The organism is Streptomyces sp. NPDC051940, from assembly GCF_040680895.1.
Lineage (GTDB): Bacteria > Actinomycetota > Actinomycetes > Streptomycetales > Streptomycetaceae > Streptomyces.
The window spans coordinates 1-15,260 of record NZ_JBFAXR010000170.1 but is presented as its reverse complement, the minus strand read 5'-3'; the positions used below and the strand labels follow the sequence as shown (position 1 = coordinate 15,260).

Here is a 15,260-nt window from a genome sequence, read left to right as displayed (position 1 = left end):
GGCGGAGCCCCCGCGGCGTGACGCGGCGTGTAGCCCGGCCGGCGATTGAGGGCGAGGCGCGCGGCGCCGACACCCCGGCCGCCGGGCGTCGGGGTGGAGGGAGCGAACCCAGCCCGGCTGGCCATTGAGGACCAGGGCCGTCCAGGCGTGAGAGGTGGCGCCGCCCGCGAAGGGGCGGGGTCAGTGCGTGGGTGGCGGGTCGTCGTCGCGGATTACCTCGCCCTGGACCACCTTGCCGTCCGGGCGGTGGATACGCGCCTGCGTGAACGCCGTGTTCAGGTCCCCGAGGGGACCACCCCGCGGCGCGGACCGCGCGATCACCCGGTCACCCCAGCGGCGGACCAGCCCACGCACGGGCGGCAGCAGCAGCAGAAGCCCGAGGACGTCCGACCCGAAGCCCGGGAACATCAGCAGCAGCCCTGCCAGCATCGTGAGCCCGTTGCCGGACCCGTCCGGCCGCGCCCCCGCAGGATCACCCGCCGCCGGCGGCTGCAGCGACTCCGCCAGCCCCCGCCACGCCCGGCGCCCGGCGCGCTTGATGACGTAACCGCCGACCACGACCCCCGCCAGGAGCAGCAGCACGACCCCGAGCGCCCCGATCCGCGATCCGACCCACAGCAGCAGCCAGATCTCGAGCACGGCCCACGCCGCGACGACCAGCGGCGCGAAACGGGCCGGACCCCGGCGCCGCGGCGGACGCGCGGACGGAGGGGGCGGAGGCGGAGGACCGGCGGGTCCGTCGTAAGGCTGGGGGGTGCTCATGTATCAAGTGTGCCTGCGGCCCAGGATTTGCCGCGCGCGCGTGCCCACGCCCCAGGCGGTGACCCGCCACAGGGCCTCCACGACGATGTCGCGGCTCATCTTGGAGTCCCCGCGCTCCCGCTCCACGAAGGTGATCGGCACCTCGACGACGTGGAAGCCGCCCCGCGTCGCCCGCCGCGCGAGATCGACCTGGAAGCAGTACCCCTGCGAGGCGACCTCGGACAGCCCCAGCCCCTCCAGCGTCTCGCGCCGGAACGCCCGGTAGCCCCCGGTCACGTCCCGGATGGGGACGTCGAGCATCAGCCGCGAGTACGTGCTGCCGCCCCGCGAGAGGACCTCGCGGTGCTTCGGCCAGTTGACGACCCGCCCGCCGGGCACCCAGCGCGACCCGAGCACGAGGTCCGCGCCCTTGAGCGCGGTGAGCAGCCGCGGCAGCTCCTCGGGCTGGTGGGAGCCGTCCGCGTCCATCTCGACGAGCACGCCGTAGCCCTCGTCCAGGCCCCACCGGAAGCCCGCGAGGTACGCCGCGCCGAGGCCCTCCTTGCCCGCCCGGTGCAGGACGTGGACGTGGTCGTCCTCCGCCGCCAGCTCGTCGGCGAGCTTGCCCGTGCCGTCGGGGCTGTTGTCGTCGGCCACCAGCACGTGCGCCTCGGGCACGGACGCCCGCACCCGCTCCACGATGGGTCCGATGTTCTGCGCCTCGTTGTACGTCGGGATGATCACGAGTACGCGGCCCAGCGGCCCGTACTGCCGCCGCCCATCCTGGTTCACTACTGGCCCTCTCCTTGCTTGCGGGCGCGCCGGCCGAGGACGTAGGCGGCTGCGCAGGACACCAGGCCAACGATAGCGAGCGCCCACTCCGGAGCCGGGCCCAGCCGGTCGGAGACGGTCTTGTCGTCCCGCAGGGGCAGCTCGGCGGTGAGCACGTCCTGGGTGAACTCCTCGGTCTGCTGCTGGATCGTGCCGTCCGGCTCGACGATGGCGCTGATGCCGCTGGTGGCGGCGGTGACGATGGCCCGGCCGTGCTCCACGGCGCGCAGCTTGGACATGGCCAGCTGCTGCTCGGGCTGGCCGGTGTTGCCGTAGGTGGCGTTGTTCGTCTGGACGACGAGCGCGCGGGCGCCGGCGTTGACGGTGTCGCGGACGATCTCGTCGTACGCGACCTCGAAGCAGATCACGTCCCCGAGGCGGGCGGGGCCGGTCTGCAGGACGCCGGTGTGGTCGCCGGGGTAGAAGTCGCGGGGCACGCGCTGCAGCCGGGTGATGATCTTGCTGAGCTGCTCGCGGAACGGCACGTACTCACCGAAGGGCACGGGGTGCTGCTTGGTGTACGACGCGCCGGGGCCCTTCACCGGGTCCCAGACGATGCCCTGGTTCTCGACGTACCCCTCCTTGGTGGGGTGCTCGACGAGGGCGCCCACGAGGATCGGTACGCCGATGTCCTTCACCACGCCGTCGATGGCGTCGTACGCCTCGGGCCACTTGAAGGGGTCGAGGTCGGAGGCGTTCTCCGGCCACAGGACCAGGTCGGGCTTGGGCGTCCTGCCCGCGCGGACGTCGGCGGCGAGCTTCTCGGTGGCCTCGACGTGGTTGTTGAGGATCTTCATCGGGCGGCCGAGGAAGTCCATGCCGGGCTGCTGCACGTTGCCCTGGACGACGGCGATCCGGACGGTGTCGTCCGCGTCGTTCGGCACGGGGACCGCGAAGCCGGCGCACACGGCCGCGGCGGCGAGGACGGCCGGTACGGCGACGGGGCGCAGGGCTGCGGCCTTACGGGGCCGGCCGCGCAGCCGCCAGGCGGCGAGCGTCGCGGCGGCCAGCAGCGAGCCGCACAGGGCCACGGCGAAGGTGACGAGCGGGGCGCCGCCGATGGCGGCGAGCGGGGTGAAGGGCGAGTCGGTGTTGGCGAAGGCCAGCCGGCCCCACGGGAAGCCGCCGAACGGTATCCGGTCGCGGGCCCACTCCTCCGCGACCCACAGGCAGGCGCCCCACAGCGGCCAGGCGGGCAGCCGGGAGGTCGCGGCCAGCGCGGGGCCGAGGGCGAGGAAGAAGGCCGCCTGGATCGCGGACAGGCCGATCGTGGCGTCCCAGCCGATGACGTGCAGCCACTTCAGCAGGACGAGGAAGAACGGGAACGCGAAGGCGAAGCCCAGCCAGCACGCCTGCTTCGCGGTCCGGCCGCGCACCACCAGGGCCAGCGCCGCCACGGCGAGCAGGGACAGGGGCCAGACGCCGTACGGGGGGAAGGCGAAGGCGAGCGCGAGGCCGGCGACGGCGGCGACGCCCGTGGCCGGCAGGACCCGGCGGACGGCGGCCCGCATACGGCGCGGGCGCCCGGGGCGGGATCCGTCGGACGGGGCAGGCCCGGGCGTCTCCGGTGCCGGCTGGGTGTCCGGCGGGACGGTCGAGGCGGTGTCGGGGCCCGAGTGCACGGTCGCTGGCCTTCCTGCAGGTCGTGCGGTGATGGAGTGACCGTATAACGGCAGGGGCCCCTGGGTCATCGCCGACCTCGTCACAAGGCCGCGGAACGCGGTCCGGGGCCCGGCGCCCTTCGGTCCGACCTGGGATCCGCCGGCTGCGGATCGACCGAGGGCCGTTGTCTACTGAGCGTCCGGGCCCCACCCGGGTCACACCCGCCGGCCGGCGGCAAACGCTCCTCACCCCCGTGCCGAAGACGCTGGAGCTGGCTCCCTGTGACGGCGAACCGGTGCGGCACTCCGTCCAGACCCAACGGGGGCTCAGCGTCCGTACGACGACGGCTGTGCGAGGAGATTCCGCGGCCGGACGTCCGGTGGTGGACCTGGCCGAAACTACCGGCCGCCGCCCGTTCCGTGTCAACAGCCGCGCCGTCTGGGGTGTCTTGCCGAAGCAGCAGGTCAGCGCCATGATCGTCAAATGGTCCCGGGAAGTGGCAGGCCACCCCCGGGTTCATTTGAAGATCGCCAATCACCCGTTCAGCCCCGCTTCATGAGCGCGGGGCGGCTACTTCGTGATCATTCCGAGACCATTTCTGATCGCCCGCGGACCGTTCGGGCCCGTTCAGGCCCGCAGATGGACGACCCGTCCCCCGACCACCGTCCGCAGGCACCGTGGCAGTTCGCTGCCCGGGCTGAGGTCCGGCAGGCCCGGGGTGCCCGAGCGGGGGTCGGTGGACCAGTTCGCGACGCGCTCGTCGGGCACCTGGACGACGAGGTCGCCCGCCGTCCACACCGCGTAGTCCGCCGGGGCGCCCGGCACGAGCGTGCCCGCGTCGTCGCGGCCCATCGCCCGCCAGCCGCCCCGCGTGTGCGCGGTGAACGCGGCGCGGACGGAGACGCGGTGCTCCGGGGTGCGGTGGAAGGCCGCCGCGCGCACGCCCGCCCAGGGGTCGAGCGGGGTGACCGGGGCGTCGGATCCCAGGGCGAGCGGGACGCCGGCGCGCAGCATCGCGGCGTACGGGTTGAGCGTGGCCGCCCGCGCCGCGCCCAGGCGCTCGGCGTACATGCCCTCCGCACCGCCCCAGAAGGCGTCGAACGCGGGCTGTACGGACGCGGTGAGCGCGAACTCCGCGAACCCGGCGATCGTCTCGGGGGTCAGCATCTCCGCGTGCTCCACGCGGTGCCGCAGCGCCCGTACCCGCTCCAGGCCCAGCCGCTCGGCGGCCAGCCGGGCGCCCGCGACGACGGCCTCGTTCGCCGCGTCGCCGATCGCGTGGAAGCCGCCCTGGATGCCCGCCTCGGTGCAGGCCGCCAGATGCGCGGCGATCGCCTCGGCGTCGAGGTAGCCGTTGCCGCGGTGGGCGGCGTCCGCGTACGGCTCGCACAGGTGCGCCGTGTGCGAGCCGACGGAGCCGTCCGCGCAGAGGTCCCCGGCGGCGCCGTGGGCGCCGAGGTCGTGCCGGATGCGCAGGGCGTCCTTGGCCGTCGTGACGGCCTCGCCCCAGTAGCCGACGACCCGAGGGCCGGGGAACTCCTTTGCGAGCGCCAGCAGGCCCAGGAAGTCCGCCTCGCCGGTGATGTCGGGCCCGGCGCACTCGTGCACGGAGCCGATGCCCAGCTCCGCGGCGCGGGCCAGCGAGGCGCGCTGCGCCTCCTCGCGCTGGGCGGGGCTGAGGGTGCCGTACGCGGCGGTGCGCACGGCGTGGTGGGCGTCGCGGGAGACGGGGTCGCTCGGGTGGTGGCCGTCGATGCCGGGCAGGTCCGGCACCGCGGCCGCCAGCGCGGTGGTGACGGCGGCGGAGTGGACGTCCACGCGCGAGAGGTAGAGCGGCCGGTCGCCCGTCGCCTCGTCGAGCTCGGCCCGCGACGGCGGGCGCTGCTCGGGCCAGCGGGTGTCGTCCCAGCCGTGGCCGAGCAGGACCCGGTCCGAGGGGCGGGCGGCCGCGTACGCGCGGATACGGGCGAGGGCGTCGGCCAGGGACTCGGCGCCGGCCAGGTCGAGGCCCGTCAGGGCCAGTCCGTTGGCCGTGGTGTGCACGTGGGCGTCGGTGAACGCGGGGGTGACGAGGGCCCCCTCCAGCTGTACGACCTCGTCGACGCCGTCCGCGAAGGAGTCGGCGGCGCCCTCGGAGCCCACCCAGGCGACGCTGTCGCCCTCGACGACCATCGCCGTGGCGAAGGGATCGGCGGGAGTGTGGATCTCCCCGCCGCGGAGCAGCACGGTACGGGCCTTGTTCGTCACGGTCCTCAGCAGCCTCGGTCGGTCAAACGGGTCACGCCGGCCGCGCCCCCGTCCCGGGGGTCGCGCCCGCGTCCTGGAACGTCAGACGCGCGGCGGGCGCGCCTCGTAGGGGGTGGAGAGCACCACGGTGGTCCGGGTGGAGACGCCCGCCAGGGAGCGGATCCGGGCCAGCAGCTCCTCGAGTTCGGAGGGCGCGGAGACGCGGACCTTCAGGATGTAGTTCTCGTCGCCGGCGACGCTGTGGCACGCCTCGATCTCGGGCACCTCGGTCAGCCGGTCGGCGATGTCGTCGGGGGCACTCGGGTCGAAGGGCTTCACCGAGATGAACGCGGTGAGCGGCAGGCCGACGGCCTCCGGGTCGACGATCGCGGCGTAACCGCGGATCACCCCGCGCTGCTCCAGCCGCCGGACGCGCTGGTGCACGGCGGATGTGGACAGGCCGGTGGCCTTGCCCAGGTCGGTGTAGCTCATGCGGCCGTCCGCGACGAGCAGTTCCACGATGCGTCTGTCCAACTCCTCCACGACGGATCAACTTACCCGTGCGGGGGTCCTCGCAGCACATCAGCCCTGCGGTCGCGGGGGCGCAGCGGGCCGCGCGGGGCATGCCGCGGGCCCACATTCCGGCGGCATGTGACGAACGCCACACCTCCGATGTCCGCACTGCGGTCGGTGGGGGATTAGGACGCCCTTAGTGAGGGAAATGCTTCGGGTGGTCGAGACCACTCCACCTGGTCGGCCTACCCGAGGGGGAAAGACATGGCGAAACCGAAGCGACTCGGGTCCGTCTCGCAGCTCGAAGCACCCGACACCTGGGACGACGGTGTCGACGAGCCGCTGGAGACGTACGAGATGTTCCGCGTGGTCTGCCCGGACTGCGCGCAGCCGATCGCCCTCCTCGAGGGTGAGGAGGAACTGCCGGAGCACGCCCGGCTGATCACCCCGTGGAACCCGTTCGGGCTCACCGTCTGCGCCGGCTCCGGCCGCGGCGTGGCGGACGTCCCGTCCGAGGGGGACGCGGTGGAGGCCGAGGAGCAGGAGGCGGCCGCGATGCTGCTGACCCTCCCGGAGGGCCTCGACTGGCGGCGCCAGCCGTTCTCCCACGTCGGAGGCCCCGGCTCGAAGCCGGTCCGCTTCCGCATCCCGGGGATGCGGCGCCACTAGCGCCTCCGGCGGGGTGCCCGGCGGAAGACCTTCCGGGGGCTTCGCCCCCGGACCCCCGTACGGGACGGAGAGGACACAGCTCGGAAGACCGCCTGCGGGTCGTCGGCACTGAAACCCCACGGCGTCCGGGAAGACGGGCTTCGGCGTCACTGCGCGGGTTCGGGTTTCCCGTCCTCGGGCAGTAGCGTGCGCAGGCGGGCGTACGCGGCTGACGCGTACGGTTCGTCGACGGCGAGGTCGGGTGCGAGCAGTACCTGGATCATCAGGCCGTGGAAGAGCGCGAGTACCAGACCCGCGGCGTCGTTCCCCGTCCGGTCGGCCCCGAGTCCCAGCAGGCCGGCGACCTCGGGCCGCGCCCGGCGGAAGCCCTCCGCCAGCGTGGCGCGGATCCGTTCGTCGTGCCGGCCGCGTGCCAGCGCGGCGAGGTAGCTGCGGGCCAGCCCCGCATGCCGCAGGCGCGTGGCCTCGACCGCCTGCCCCGCGAGGCGGAACCGGTCGGCCGGCGATCGCGCATCCACCCCGGCGAGCGCCGCGGCGACCTCGGTGAGCCAGCGGTCGAGTCCGGCGATCGCCGCCTCGGTGACCAGCGCGTCCTTGGAGCCGAAGTGGTACGTGATGGACGCGATGTTGGCCCCGGACTCCTCGGCGATGACGCGCGCCGTGATCCGCTCCGGCGGCAGCCGCTCGAGGCAGCGCAGGGTGCCGTTGATCAGTTCGGCGCGGTTGCTGCGCTGCGGGCTCATCGTCGCTCCGTTCCCGGGGTTCTCAGCTGACCGGATCCGCGGTACGGTGAAATTGTACAGATGATTAGATTCACGATGCCGGTAACCCGAACGAGGTGAGGCACGTGTTCACCGCGATCGTGATCGTGGCCGTCGTCCTCGCGGCACTCCTGGCCGTGTCCGCGGCGCTGAAGCTCTCCCACCGTCCGGACGTCGTCGCGGGCTACGCCCGCGTGGGGGTGCCGGAGGAGCGGCTCAACGCCCTGGCCGGCCTGCTCCTGGCAGGGGCCGCCGGACTCCTCGCGGGCCTGTTCCTGAAGCCTCTGGGGGTCGCCGCGGCGGCCTGTCTGACCTGCTACTTCCTGCTCGCCTGCGCGGCGCACGTACGAAGCCGCGACACGGCTCACCTGCCGACGCCGCTGGTGCTCCTCGCGCTCGCGGCGGCGGAGCTGCTGCTCCTGCTCGCGTAAGCCCGCGGCGGCTCACCAGTAGCGGTCCTCCGTCATCGCCTCCAGGGCCGCGCGGTTCATGATCAGGTCGTCGGGGTCGGCCGGTGGGGCGACCTCGCCGAAGTGGATCTGGCGGTAGCCCACGCGCAGCATCACGATCGCGTGCCGCAGGCAGGCGTACAGCGTGTGGAAGTCCATGTGCCGGGGTGTGTGGCCGGTCAGCTCGGCGTAGCGCTGCTCCACCGCGTCGCGGCGGAAGAAGTCCGGGAGGCCGTCCTGGCCGAGCAGCACGGTCAGGTCCTGGAAGAAGCGGTGCAGGTAGATCGCCCAGGCCAGGTCGAGTTCGCGCGGGCCGAGGGCGGCCATCTCCCAGTCGAGGACGGCGGCCGGTTCGAACCCGTCGTAGATGATGTTCCCGATCCGGGCGTCGCCCCAGCTGAGCACGGTCTCGCCCTCGTCGTCCGGCCACAGCTCCGCCAGCCGGGCGAAGGCCCGCTCGATCGCGGGTGAGCGGGGGCGGCCGTCGACGACCCAGTCGTAGTACGCGCGCAGCGCCTCGGCGTGCTGCCGCAGCGGACTGCCCGTTCCGCCGCCCGCGAGGAAGCCCGCCTCCTTCACCGGCACCTGGTCGTGCAGCCGGGCGAGGACGGCGACGCTCGCCCGCTCCAGCCGCTCGCGCTCGGCGTCGGTCGCGGCGTGCAGCCAGTTGCCCTCGTAGGTGTACGGCATGACGTCCGGCGGCACCCGGCCCTCGACGCGCTCCATCACGAAGAACTCCGCGCCCAGCGCGCCGGGATCGCGCTCCAGCCAGTGCACGGCCGGCACGGGCACGTCGGTGTGCTCGGCGACCAGGCGCATCACGCGGTGCTGGCGGGCCATGTCGTACGAAGGGAAGACCGTGTACGCGGCCGGGTCCGCTGCCAGGCGCAGCGCGCAGGACACCGGGCCCGCGGGCGGGCCGTCGTACGCGATGCCGAAGAGCAGGGTCTCGCTGGACATGCCGTTGGAGTCCGGGACGGTGACGTCGACCGGGCGCGCTCCGGGTTGCGCCCCGGCCAGCCAGGCGGCGAGCCGGCGGGTCAGCTCCCCGGGGTCACGGGTGGTGCGCCGGAGCTTCGGTGCTTCGGGTGTCGCGGCCATGGCGGTCCTCCCGGTCGGGGTCAGGGGGCGACGGAGTCGTAGCCGGTGAAGCCGCTCGGGTCGTGGCGGCCGAAGGAGCCGTGCTCGAAGATCCCGTATCCGGTCGCGCCGTCGAGGGTGAAGCGGGCGGCGTGGTCGGTGACGCCGAAGGCGGCCAGCGGATGGGCGGCGGGGTCGGAGAGGTCGTACACGCGGCGGTCGCACCAGCCGCGCCCGCGCCAGGTGCCGTGGCTCCATTCGTCGGCCGGCGGGTAGCCGGCGCCGACGGAGAGCGGGGAGGAGGCGAGGATCTCGGCGGTGAGTTCGAGGGGTTTGCGGTTGCGGTCGGTGAGGTGGATGACGGCCCGTTCGGGGTGGCGGGTGCCGGAGCGGTACGTGATGTCGGCGTGCGGCCAGCCGAGTTGGGCGTCGGGCCGCCCGGTGCGCACCTCGACCGCGTCGCCGGTCGTCCGGTAGCCGTCGGCGTCCTCCTGGACCAGGACCATCACGAAGCGGTCCTCGAAGCGGACCGGGCACCACAGCCAGTGGAACCCCTCCGGGATGTGCTCCTCCCCCGACCTGCCGCCGTCCTCGCCGGGTATCGGGCGCACTCCCCAGCTGCGGTCCCGGGTGCCGGTCCACTCGCCGCCGCCGACGGCGATCTCCTCGCCCCGCACGCGTATCACGCCGCCGGGCGTGCCCGCCTGGACGAAGCGGCGCCCCTCCAGGATCAGCCGGTCGCCCCGGCGCATCGTGTGGTGGGGTTCCCACAGGGGCGGGAAGTCGCCCTGCCAGGTGAGGTCGTACGACAGCGCCTCGGGGTCCGCCGGATCGGCGTCGCAGCGCAGGGTGAAGCGTTCGAGGGGCGCGTCGACGGTGATCGTGAACGGGCCGACGGCCATGCGCATCCGGTCGTCGGTGAGCGCGTCGGAGGCGCGGACGGCGTGCAGCCGGTCGCCGAGGCGCAGGGTGGCGAAGGCGTCGATGACGCCGGTGTTGGGGTAGACGCCGAGGCCGAGGATCAGCAGCGCCCGGCCGTGGTGGTCGAAGACGTGGAAGATGCACCGGTCGTAGGCGTTGCGGTCGCTGGTCGCGACGTACCGCATCGACAGCGGGGCCTGGTGGACGGGGTACTCGTCGAGCGGCACGGGACGGTCGGTCACGGGGCGCCTCCGGCTGCGGTCGGGAGAGGGGCGGCTACGCCGATCTGACGGTACGTCAGGTCGGCGGGCGCGGCCAGACTCCGGACACCGGCAACCATCCGGCGGTCGGTTGTCAGCTCGCCCGGGTGACCTCCTCCGAGTCCGTGGTGCTGGGTCCGATGCGCAGCTCGAAGTCGCCGTCGTACTTCTCGTGGCCCGCGATCACGGCGAGTTCGACGGCCTCCGCGCCCGCCTCCCCGCGCAGCATGAGCGGGTCGTGGCGGATGTCCCGCATCAGCGCCACGCACATCAGGATCATCACGATCACGAAGGGCGCCGCCACCAGGATGGTGAGGTTCTGCAGACCGGCGAGGGCGTCCCCCTGGCCGTTGCCGACGAGGAGCATGATGGCGGCGACCGCGCCGGTCACCACGCCCCAGAACACCACCACGGGGCGGGTGGGTTCGTGGGTGCCGCGCTGGGAGAGCGTGCCCATCACGATCGAGGCGGCGTCCGCACCCGACACGAAGAAGATCCCGACGAGGATCATCACCAGCAGGCTCATCGCGCCGGTGAGCGGGAACTCCTGGAGTACGCCGAAGAGTTGACCCTCGGGGGTGGACTTCCCCGCCAGCTCGCCCTGCTCGCTGAGCTTCATCGCCGTACCACCGAAGATCGCGAACCAGATCAGGCTCACCGTGCTGGGCACCAGGATGACGCCGCCGACGAACTGGCGGATGGTCCGGCCGCGGCTGATCCGGGCGATGAACATGCCGACGAACGGCGTCCAGGAGATCCACCAGGCCCAGTAGAAGACGGTCCAGCTGCCCAGCCAGGCGTGGATGTCGTCGCCGCTGGTCGCCTCCGTACGGCCGGCCATCTGCCACAGCTGGTCGAAGTACGCGGCCACGGAGGTGGGCAGCAGGTCGAGCACGATGATCGTCGGGCCGGCCACGAAGACGAACAGGGCCAGCATCGCGGCCAGCACCATGTTGATGTTGGACAGCCACTGGATGCCCTTCTCCACACCGGAGACGGCGGACAGGACGAACGCCACGGTCAGCACGGCGATGATGCCGACGAGCAGACCGGTGCCGGCCTTCTCCATCCAGTCCAGCTCGGTGAAGCCGCTGCCGATCTGGAGCGCGCCGAGACCCAGCGACGCCGCCGAGCCGAACAGGGTCGCGAAGATGGCCAGGATGTCGATGACCCGGCCGGGACCGCCGTACGCCCGCCGCTCGCCCATCAGCGGGACGAACACGGCGCTGATGGTCTGCCGGCGCCGGCGCCGGAAGGTGGAGTACGCGATGCCCAGACCGACCACGGCGTAGATCGCCCACGGGTGGAGCGTCCAGTGGAAGAGCGTGGTGGCCATGGCGGTCTGCATCCGCTCCGCCGAGTCGACGGGGTGCGTGCCGGGCGGCGGGGTGCCGTAGTGGGCGAGCGGTTCGCTCACGCCGTAGAACATCAGGCCGATGCCCATGCCGGCGCTGAACATCATGGCGATCCAGGACACGGTGCGGAACTCCGGTTCCTCGCCCTCCAGTCCGAGGGTGATCCGCCCGTAGCGGCTGATCGCCAGCCACAGCGCGAACACGACGAAGCCGGACGCCGCGAGCATGAACGCCCAGCCGCCGTCCCGGATCAGGGCGTCGAGGAGGTCGCTGGACACCTCCTCCAGGCTGTCGGTGGCGGTGGCTCCCCAGACGACGAACGCCACGGTCAGGACGGCCGTGACACCGAAGACGAACCGGTCGGTACGGGCGTGGTGGTGCCGGTCGGCGCGGACGGTGAGGTCCGCGATCACCGGCGACCTCTGCCCGCCGCCGCCGCGGTCCTCCGTTTCCTGCTCTTGCTGCGCCAACGGTGCCGCCTTTCGGGAAATACGGGACGAATATCGTCACGTCTCCCTAAGGCCCTATCACAGAGCGAATCGAACTCCGGGGACCAACAGGCCGTCCGGGCCGTCCACGGAGAGTCAGCCGAGCCGGTGTTCGGCCAGGCGCCGCAGGTCCGCGGCGACGCGCCGGCGGCTGACGCCGCGCGCCCGCAGTTGGCGGTAGAGCTCGGGCGCGAGCGGGGCGAGCAGGGTGTCGGCGAGTACGTCGGCGTCCTCGGCGCCCGCCGCGGCCGCGAGGGCGCGGACGTGGGCGCGCCAGAAGCCGTACGCGCCCGTGGCGAACCGGGCGGCGCCCGTCTCCGCGCCGAGGGCCAGATGGCCGTGGCGTTCGAGCAGGTCGGTCATCGCGTCGTAGAAGGCCGCGAGGCGCTCGGCGGGAGGGGCGTCGCCCTGCGGGCCGAGCGGGGCGGCGCCGCGCAGCAACTGCTCCTGCAGGGCGCGTTCGTGCTGGTCGAGCAGGGCGCGGGCGACCGCCGCGCGGTCCGGGTAGCGGCGGTAGAGGGTGCCGCGGCCGACGCCGGCCGCACGGGCGATGTCCTCCATGGTGACGCGTTCCGGGTCGGCCTCGGCGAAGAGCCGTGCGGCCGCCTCCAGTACGCGGGCGCGGTTGCGCGCGGCGTCGGCGCGTTCGGGCCGGGGGTCGGCTTCGCTCATGCGGCCAGCCTAGAAATAAACGGACGACCCGTCCAGTTAGCCCTGTCGAGGAAGCGGACACGGTGTCCGCTTCCCGTCGACCGGAGGTGCGCTCCCATGGCATGGCTGACCCTGATCGCGGCGGGGATCGTCGAGGTGGTCTGGGCACAGAGCATCAAGCCCACGAACGGCTTCACGCGCCCGCTGCCCACGCTCGTCTGCTTCGTCCTCGGGGCGGCCGCGGTCTACCTCCTCTCCCGCGCGATGCGGGACCTGCCGGTCGGCACGGCGTACGCGGTCTTCACCGGCATCGGGACGGTGGGCGCTATCTCCCTCAGCGTGGTGGTCCAGCATGATCCGCTCTCGCCGGGGCGGATCGCGGCGCTGGCGCTGATCGTGGGAGGACTGGTGCTGGCGCGGCTGACGGCGGGCGGCTGATCCCGCGGGCGGGCGCGGTGGCCGGGATCGATAGGCTCCCGGCCATGAGCGTGTTCCGCGAGGCGGGTCCGGAGGACTTCGACGCCGTCATGCGCCTGTACCGGCAACTCCAGCCGGCGGACCCCGTCCTGCGGGACGGGTCGGACGCGGACGTGTACGCGCGCATCCTGGCCGCGCCGGAGCTGCGTCTGTTCGTGCTGGAGTCCGACGGGGCCGTCGTAGCCACCACCTATCTGAACGTGATCCCGAACCTGTCGCGGTCCGCCGCCCCGTACGCCGTGATCGAGAACGTCGTCGTCGAGCAGTCGCTCCGCGGTACGGGACTGGGCAAGCGGATCATGGCCGGTACGCTGCGGGCGGCGTGGGACGCGGGCTGCTACAAGGCCATGCTGATGACGGGCTCGCGCAGGGCCTCCACCCACGCGTTCTACCGGGCGTGCGGGTTCTCGGCGGATGCCAAGACCGGCTATCTCGCCCGCCCTTCCTGACGTTCCGGGGGCGCTCGGCGGGCCGTATCGGGGGCGCTCGGCGCGCGGTCGCGGGGCCGCTCAGCGCGGCGTCTCCGGGCCCGCGAGGTGGCGGGCGATCACCACGCGCTGGATCTGGTTCGTGCCCTCGACGATCTGCAGGACCTTCGCCTCGCGCATGTAGCGCTCCGCGGGGAAGTCGGCCGTGTAGCCGTAGCCGCCGAGGAGCTGGACGGCGTCCGTGGTGACCTTCATCGCCGCGTCCGTGCAGAACAGTTTGGCCATCGCCGCCTCCTTCGCGAACGGCAGGCCCGCGTCCCGGCGGCGGGCGGCCGACAAGTAGAGCGCACGGCCCGCCTCGATCGCCGTCGCCATGTCCGCGAGCATGAACCGCAGTCCCTGGAAGTCCGCCAGCGGGCGGCCGAACTGACGCCGGTCCGTCGTGAAGGCCAGCGCCTCGTCCAGCGCCGACTGCGCGACGCCCATCGCGCAGGCCGAGATGCCCAGACGGCCGGCGTCGAGCGCGGCCAGGGCGATGGAGAAGCCCTGGCCCTCGTCGCCGATCCGCGCCGCGTCGGGGATCCGGACGCCGTCGAAGTGGACCTGGGAGGTGGGCGAGCCTTTCATGCCCATCTTCCGTTCGGGGGCGGCCGCCGAGATGCCGGGGGCGTCGCCGGGCACCAGGAACGCGGTGATGCCGCGCGCTCCCGGGGCGCCGGTGCGGGCGAGGACGGTGTAGAAGTCGGCGATCCCGCCGTGGGTGATCCACGCCTTGGTGCCGGTGAGCACCCAGTCGTCGCCGTCCCGGACCGCCTTCGTCGTCATCGCCGCCGCGTCGGAGCCGGACGCCGGCTCGGAGAGGCAGTACGCGCCGAGCAGCCCGCCGCCCAGCATCGCCGGCAGCCGCGCGGCCTGCTGGTCCTTCGTCCCGTACGCGGCGAGGGCGTGGCAGGCGAGGGTGTGCACGGAGACGCCGAGGCCCACGGTGAGCCGGGCGGCGGCGAGCTCCTCCAGGACCTGGAGGTAGACCTCGTACGGCTGGCCGCCACCGCCGAACTCCTCGCCGTACGGCAGGCCGAGCAGTCCGGCGTCGGAGAGCAGCCGGAACAGGTCCCGGGGGAAGCGGCCGGCCTCCTCCTCCTCGGCGGCCGTGGGCCTGATCTCCCGCTGGATCAGCTCGCGGACGAGGCCGAGCAGATCCCGGGCCTCCTCGGTGGGCAGCCGGCGTTCCACGGGCTGCGCGGCGTGGTCGGGCATGCGGCGCTCTCCTCCCTGTTCGGGTGCGTCGTCCGGCACGGCCGGGGGTCGCGGCCGCGCGGGGTGCGGTTCCGCGCCGATCGTCGCCTCCCGGATCACGGAAGAGCGGCCAAACCGGCGCGGAACGCCAGGAGTATCCCCGATCGGCCGTGCGGCGTCACGGAGCGCCTCCGGCGGGGGGGCCTGCTCCTCGGTCGTCCGTGCGCGGTCACGGAGCGCCTCCGGCGGGGCGCCTCGGGCCCGGTCGGACGTACGCGGTCACGGGACACCTCCGGCGGGGGGCCACGGGCCCGGTCAGCCGTACTGGGTCACGGCGCGGGCCTGCTCCCCGGTCGTCCGTGCGCGGTCACGGGGCGCCTCCGGCGGGGGGCCTCGGGCCCGGTCGGACGTACGCGGTCACGGGGCGCTTGCGGCGGGGCCCGCTCCCCGGTCAGCCGCGCGCAGTCACGGGACGCCTCCGGCGGGGGCCTGGGGCCCGGTCGGCCGCGCGCGGTTACGGAGCGCCTGCGGCCCGGGCCCGCTCCGCCAGCCGGCCGTGCACGGGGCGCCGC

The 15,260-nt window shown here is 73.6% G+C and carries 15 protein-coding genes; 4 read left to right on the top strand and 11 right to left on the bottom strand.

Translation table 11 applies throughout. The annotated features are described in order from the left end of the window. Window positions 1–180 precede the first annotated feature (180 nt). The 5 genes from fxsA to AB0M28_RS36630 all read right to left on the bottom strand — a co-directional run bounded on the left by fxsA (window position 181) and on the right by AB0M28_RS36630 (window position 5,943). Window positions 181–762 carry an FxsA family membrane protein gene (gene fxsA / locus AB0M28_RS36650; protein ID WP_365414499.1) on the bottom strand — a complete coding sequence of 194 codons (582 nt, stop codon included), beginning with the start codon at window positions 760–762 and terminating at the stop codon, window positions 181–183. A gap of 3 nt (window positions 763–765) precedes the next feature. Further along, window positions 766–1,533: a polyprenol monophosphomannose synthase gene (locus AB0M28_RS36645; protein ID WP_365414497.1), complete on the bottom strand. Its 768-nt coding sequence runs from the start codon at window positions 1,531–1,533 to the stop codon at window positions 766–768. After that, window positions 1,533–3,083, bottom strand: coding sequence for an apolipoprotein N-acyltransferase (gene lnt, locus AB0M28_RS36640; protein ID WP_365414505.1), 1,551 nt, complete (start codon window positions 3,081–3,083; stop codon window positions 1,533–1,535). The genes AB0M28_RS36645 and lnt overlap by 1 nt, the downstream gene beginning before the upstream one ends. 718 nt (window positions 3,084–3,801) lie before the next feature. Further along, window positions 3,802–5,346: an amidohydrolase family protein gene (locus AB0M28_RS36635; protein ID WP_365414503.1), complete on the bottom strand. Its 1,545-nt coding sequence runs from the start codon at window positions 5,344–5,346 to the stop codon at window positions 3,802–3,804. A gap of 156 nt (window positions 5,347–5,502) precedes the next feature. Next, the gene (locus AB0M28_RS36630) at window positions 5,503–5,943 is read right to left on the bottom strand and encodes an Lrp/AsnC family transcriptional regulator (protein WP_365414496.1); all 441 of its coding nucleotides are present in this window, start codon (window positions 5,941–5,943) and stop codon (window positions 5,503–5,505) included. Window positions 5,944–6,177: 234 nt separating this feature from the next. On the opposite strand from AB0M28_RS36630, the gene AB0M28_RS36625 reads away from it, so the two are divergent. Further along, on the top strand, window positions 6,178–6,582 hold the full coding sequence (locus AB0M28_RS36625; RefSeq protein ID WP_365414494.1) for a hypothetical protein: 405 nt from the start codon (window positions 6,178–6,180) through the stop codon (window positions 6,580–6,582). Between the two features lie 146 nt (window positions 6,583–6,728). Here AB0M28_RS36625 and AB0M28_RS36620 read toward each other — a convergent pair whose 3' ends face one another. Next, on the bottom strand, window positions 6,729–7,325 hold the full coding sequence (locus AB0M28_RS36620) for a TetR/AcrR family transcriptional regulator (protein WP_365414492.1): 597 nt from the start codon (window positions 7,323–7,325) through the stop codon (window positions 6,729–6,731). Window positions 7,326–7,429: 104 nt separating this feature from the next. Here AB0M28_RS36620 and AB0M28_RS36615 point away from each other — a divergent pair, with 104 nt between their 5' ends. Continuing rightward, window positions 7,430–7,774: a DoxX family protein gene (locus tag AB0M28_RS36615; RefSeq protein ID WP_365414490.1), complete on the top strand. Its 345-nt coding sequence runs from the start codon at window positions 7,430–7,432 to the stop codon at window positions 7,772–7,774. A gap of 12 nt (window positions 7,775–7,786) precedes the next feature. On the opposite strand, the gene AB0M28_RS36610 is transcribed toward AB0M28_RS36615, so the two are convergent. From AB0M28_RS36610 to AB0M28_RS36595, 4 genes are all read right to left on the bottom strand, one after another. Continuing rightward, the gene (locus tag AB0M28_RS36610; RefSeq protein WP_365414489.1) at window positions 7,787–8,893 is read right to left on the bottom strand and encodes a phosphotransferase family protein; all 1,107 of its coding nucleotides are present in this window, start codon (window positions 8,891–8,893) and stop codon (window positions 7,787–7,789) included. A gap of 20 nt (window positions 8,894–8,913) precedes the next feature. Continuing rightward, entirely contained in the window at window positions 8,914–10,035 is a 1,122-nt protein-coding gene (locus AB0M28_RS36605) for a hypothetical protein (protein WP_365414488.1), read from the bottom strand. A 112-nt stretch (window positions 10,036–10,147) separates the two neighbouring features. After that, the gene (locus tag AB0M28_RS36600; RefSeq protein WP_365414501.1) at window positions 10,148–11,821 is read right to left on the bottom strand and encodes a BCCT family transporter; all 1,674 of its coding nucleotides are present in this window, start codon (window positions 11,819–11,821) and stop codon (window positions 10,148–10,150) included. 171 nt (window positions 11,822–11,992) lie between these two features. Then, window positions 11,993–12,568 carry a helix-turn-helix domain-containing protein gene (locus AB0M28_RS36595; RefSeq protein ID WP_365414486.1) on the bottom strand — a complete coding sequence of 192 codons (576 nt, stop codon included), beginning with the start codon at window positions 12,566–12,568 and terminating at the stop codon, window positions 11,993–11,995. A 96-nt stretch (window positions 12,569–12,664) separates the two neighbouring features. Between AB0M28_RS36595 and AB0M28_RS36590 the strand changes: the two genes are divergently transcribed. Together AB0M28_RS36590 and AB0M28_RS36585 are read left to right on the top strand one after the other, a co-directional pair. After that, complete coding sequence (locus AB0M28_RS36590; RefSeq protein ID WP_365414484.1) at window positions 12,665–12,985, top strand: multidrug efflux SMR transporter; 321 nt, start codon at window positions 12,665–12,667, stop codon at window positions 12,983–12,985. 44 nt (window positions 12,986–13,029) lie between these two features. Then, the gene (locus AB0M28_RS36585) at window positions 13,030–13,473 is read left to right on the top strand and encodes a GNAT family N-acetyltransferase (RefSeq protein WP_365414482.1); all 444 of its coding nucleotides are present in this window, start codon (window positions 13,030–13,032) and stop codon (window positions 13,471–13,473) included. Window positions 13,474–13,533: 60 nt separating this feature from the next. On the opposite strand, the gene AB0M28_RS36580 is transcribed toward AB0M28_RS36585, so the two are convergent. Continuing rightward, complete coding sequence (locus AB0M28_RS36580; RefSeq protein ID WP_365414480.1) at window positions 13,534–14,709, bottom strand: acyl-CoA dehydrogenase family protein; 1,176 nt, start codon at window positions 14,707–14,709, stop codon at window positions 13,534–13,536. Window positions 14,710–15,260 lie beyond the last annotated feature (551 nt).

Coding starts and splice junctions, on each gene's coding strand:
- AB0M28_RS36625 (WP_365414494.1), top strand. CDS start 6,178: ATGGCGAAACCGAAGCGACTCGGGTCCGTCTCGCAGCTCGAAGCACCC.
- AB0M28_RS36635 (WP_365414503.1), bottom strand. CDS start 5,346: ATGGTCGTCGAGGGCGACAGCGTCGCCTGGGTGGGCTCCGAGGGCGCC.
- lnt (WP_365414505.1), bottom strand. CDS start 3,083: ATGCGGGCCGCCGTCCGCCGGGTCCTGCCGGCCACGGGCGTCGCCGCC.
- AB0M28_RS36580 (WP_365414480.1), bottom strand. CDS start 14,709: ATGCCCGACCACGCCGCGCAGCCCGTGGAACGCCGGCTGCCCACCGAG.
- AB0M28_RS36590 (WP_365414484.1), top strand. CDS start 12,665: ATGGCATGGCTGACCCTGATCGCGGCGGGGATCGTCGAGGTGGTCTGG.
- AB0M28_RS36610 (WP_365414489.1), bottom strand. CDS start 8,893: ATGGCCGCGACACCCGAAGCACCGAAGCTCCGGCGCACCACCCGTGAC.
- AB0M28_RS36620 (WP_365414492.1), bottom strand. CDS start 7,325: ATGAGCCCGCAGCGCAGCAACCGCGCCGAACTGATCAACGGCACCCTG.
- AB0M28_RS36585 (WP_365414482.1), top strand. CDS start 13,030: ATGAGCGTGTTCCGCGAGGCGGGTCCGGAGGACTTCGACGCCGTCATG.
- fxsA (WP_365414499.1), bottom strand. CDS start 762: ATGAGCACCCCCCAGCCTTACGACGGACCCGCCGGTCCTCCGCCTCCG.
- AB0M28_RS36595 (WP_365414486.1), bottom strand. CDS start 12,568: ATGAGCGAAGCCGACCCCCGGCCCGAACGCGCCGACGCCGCGCGCAAC.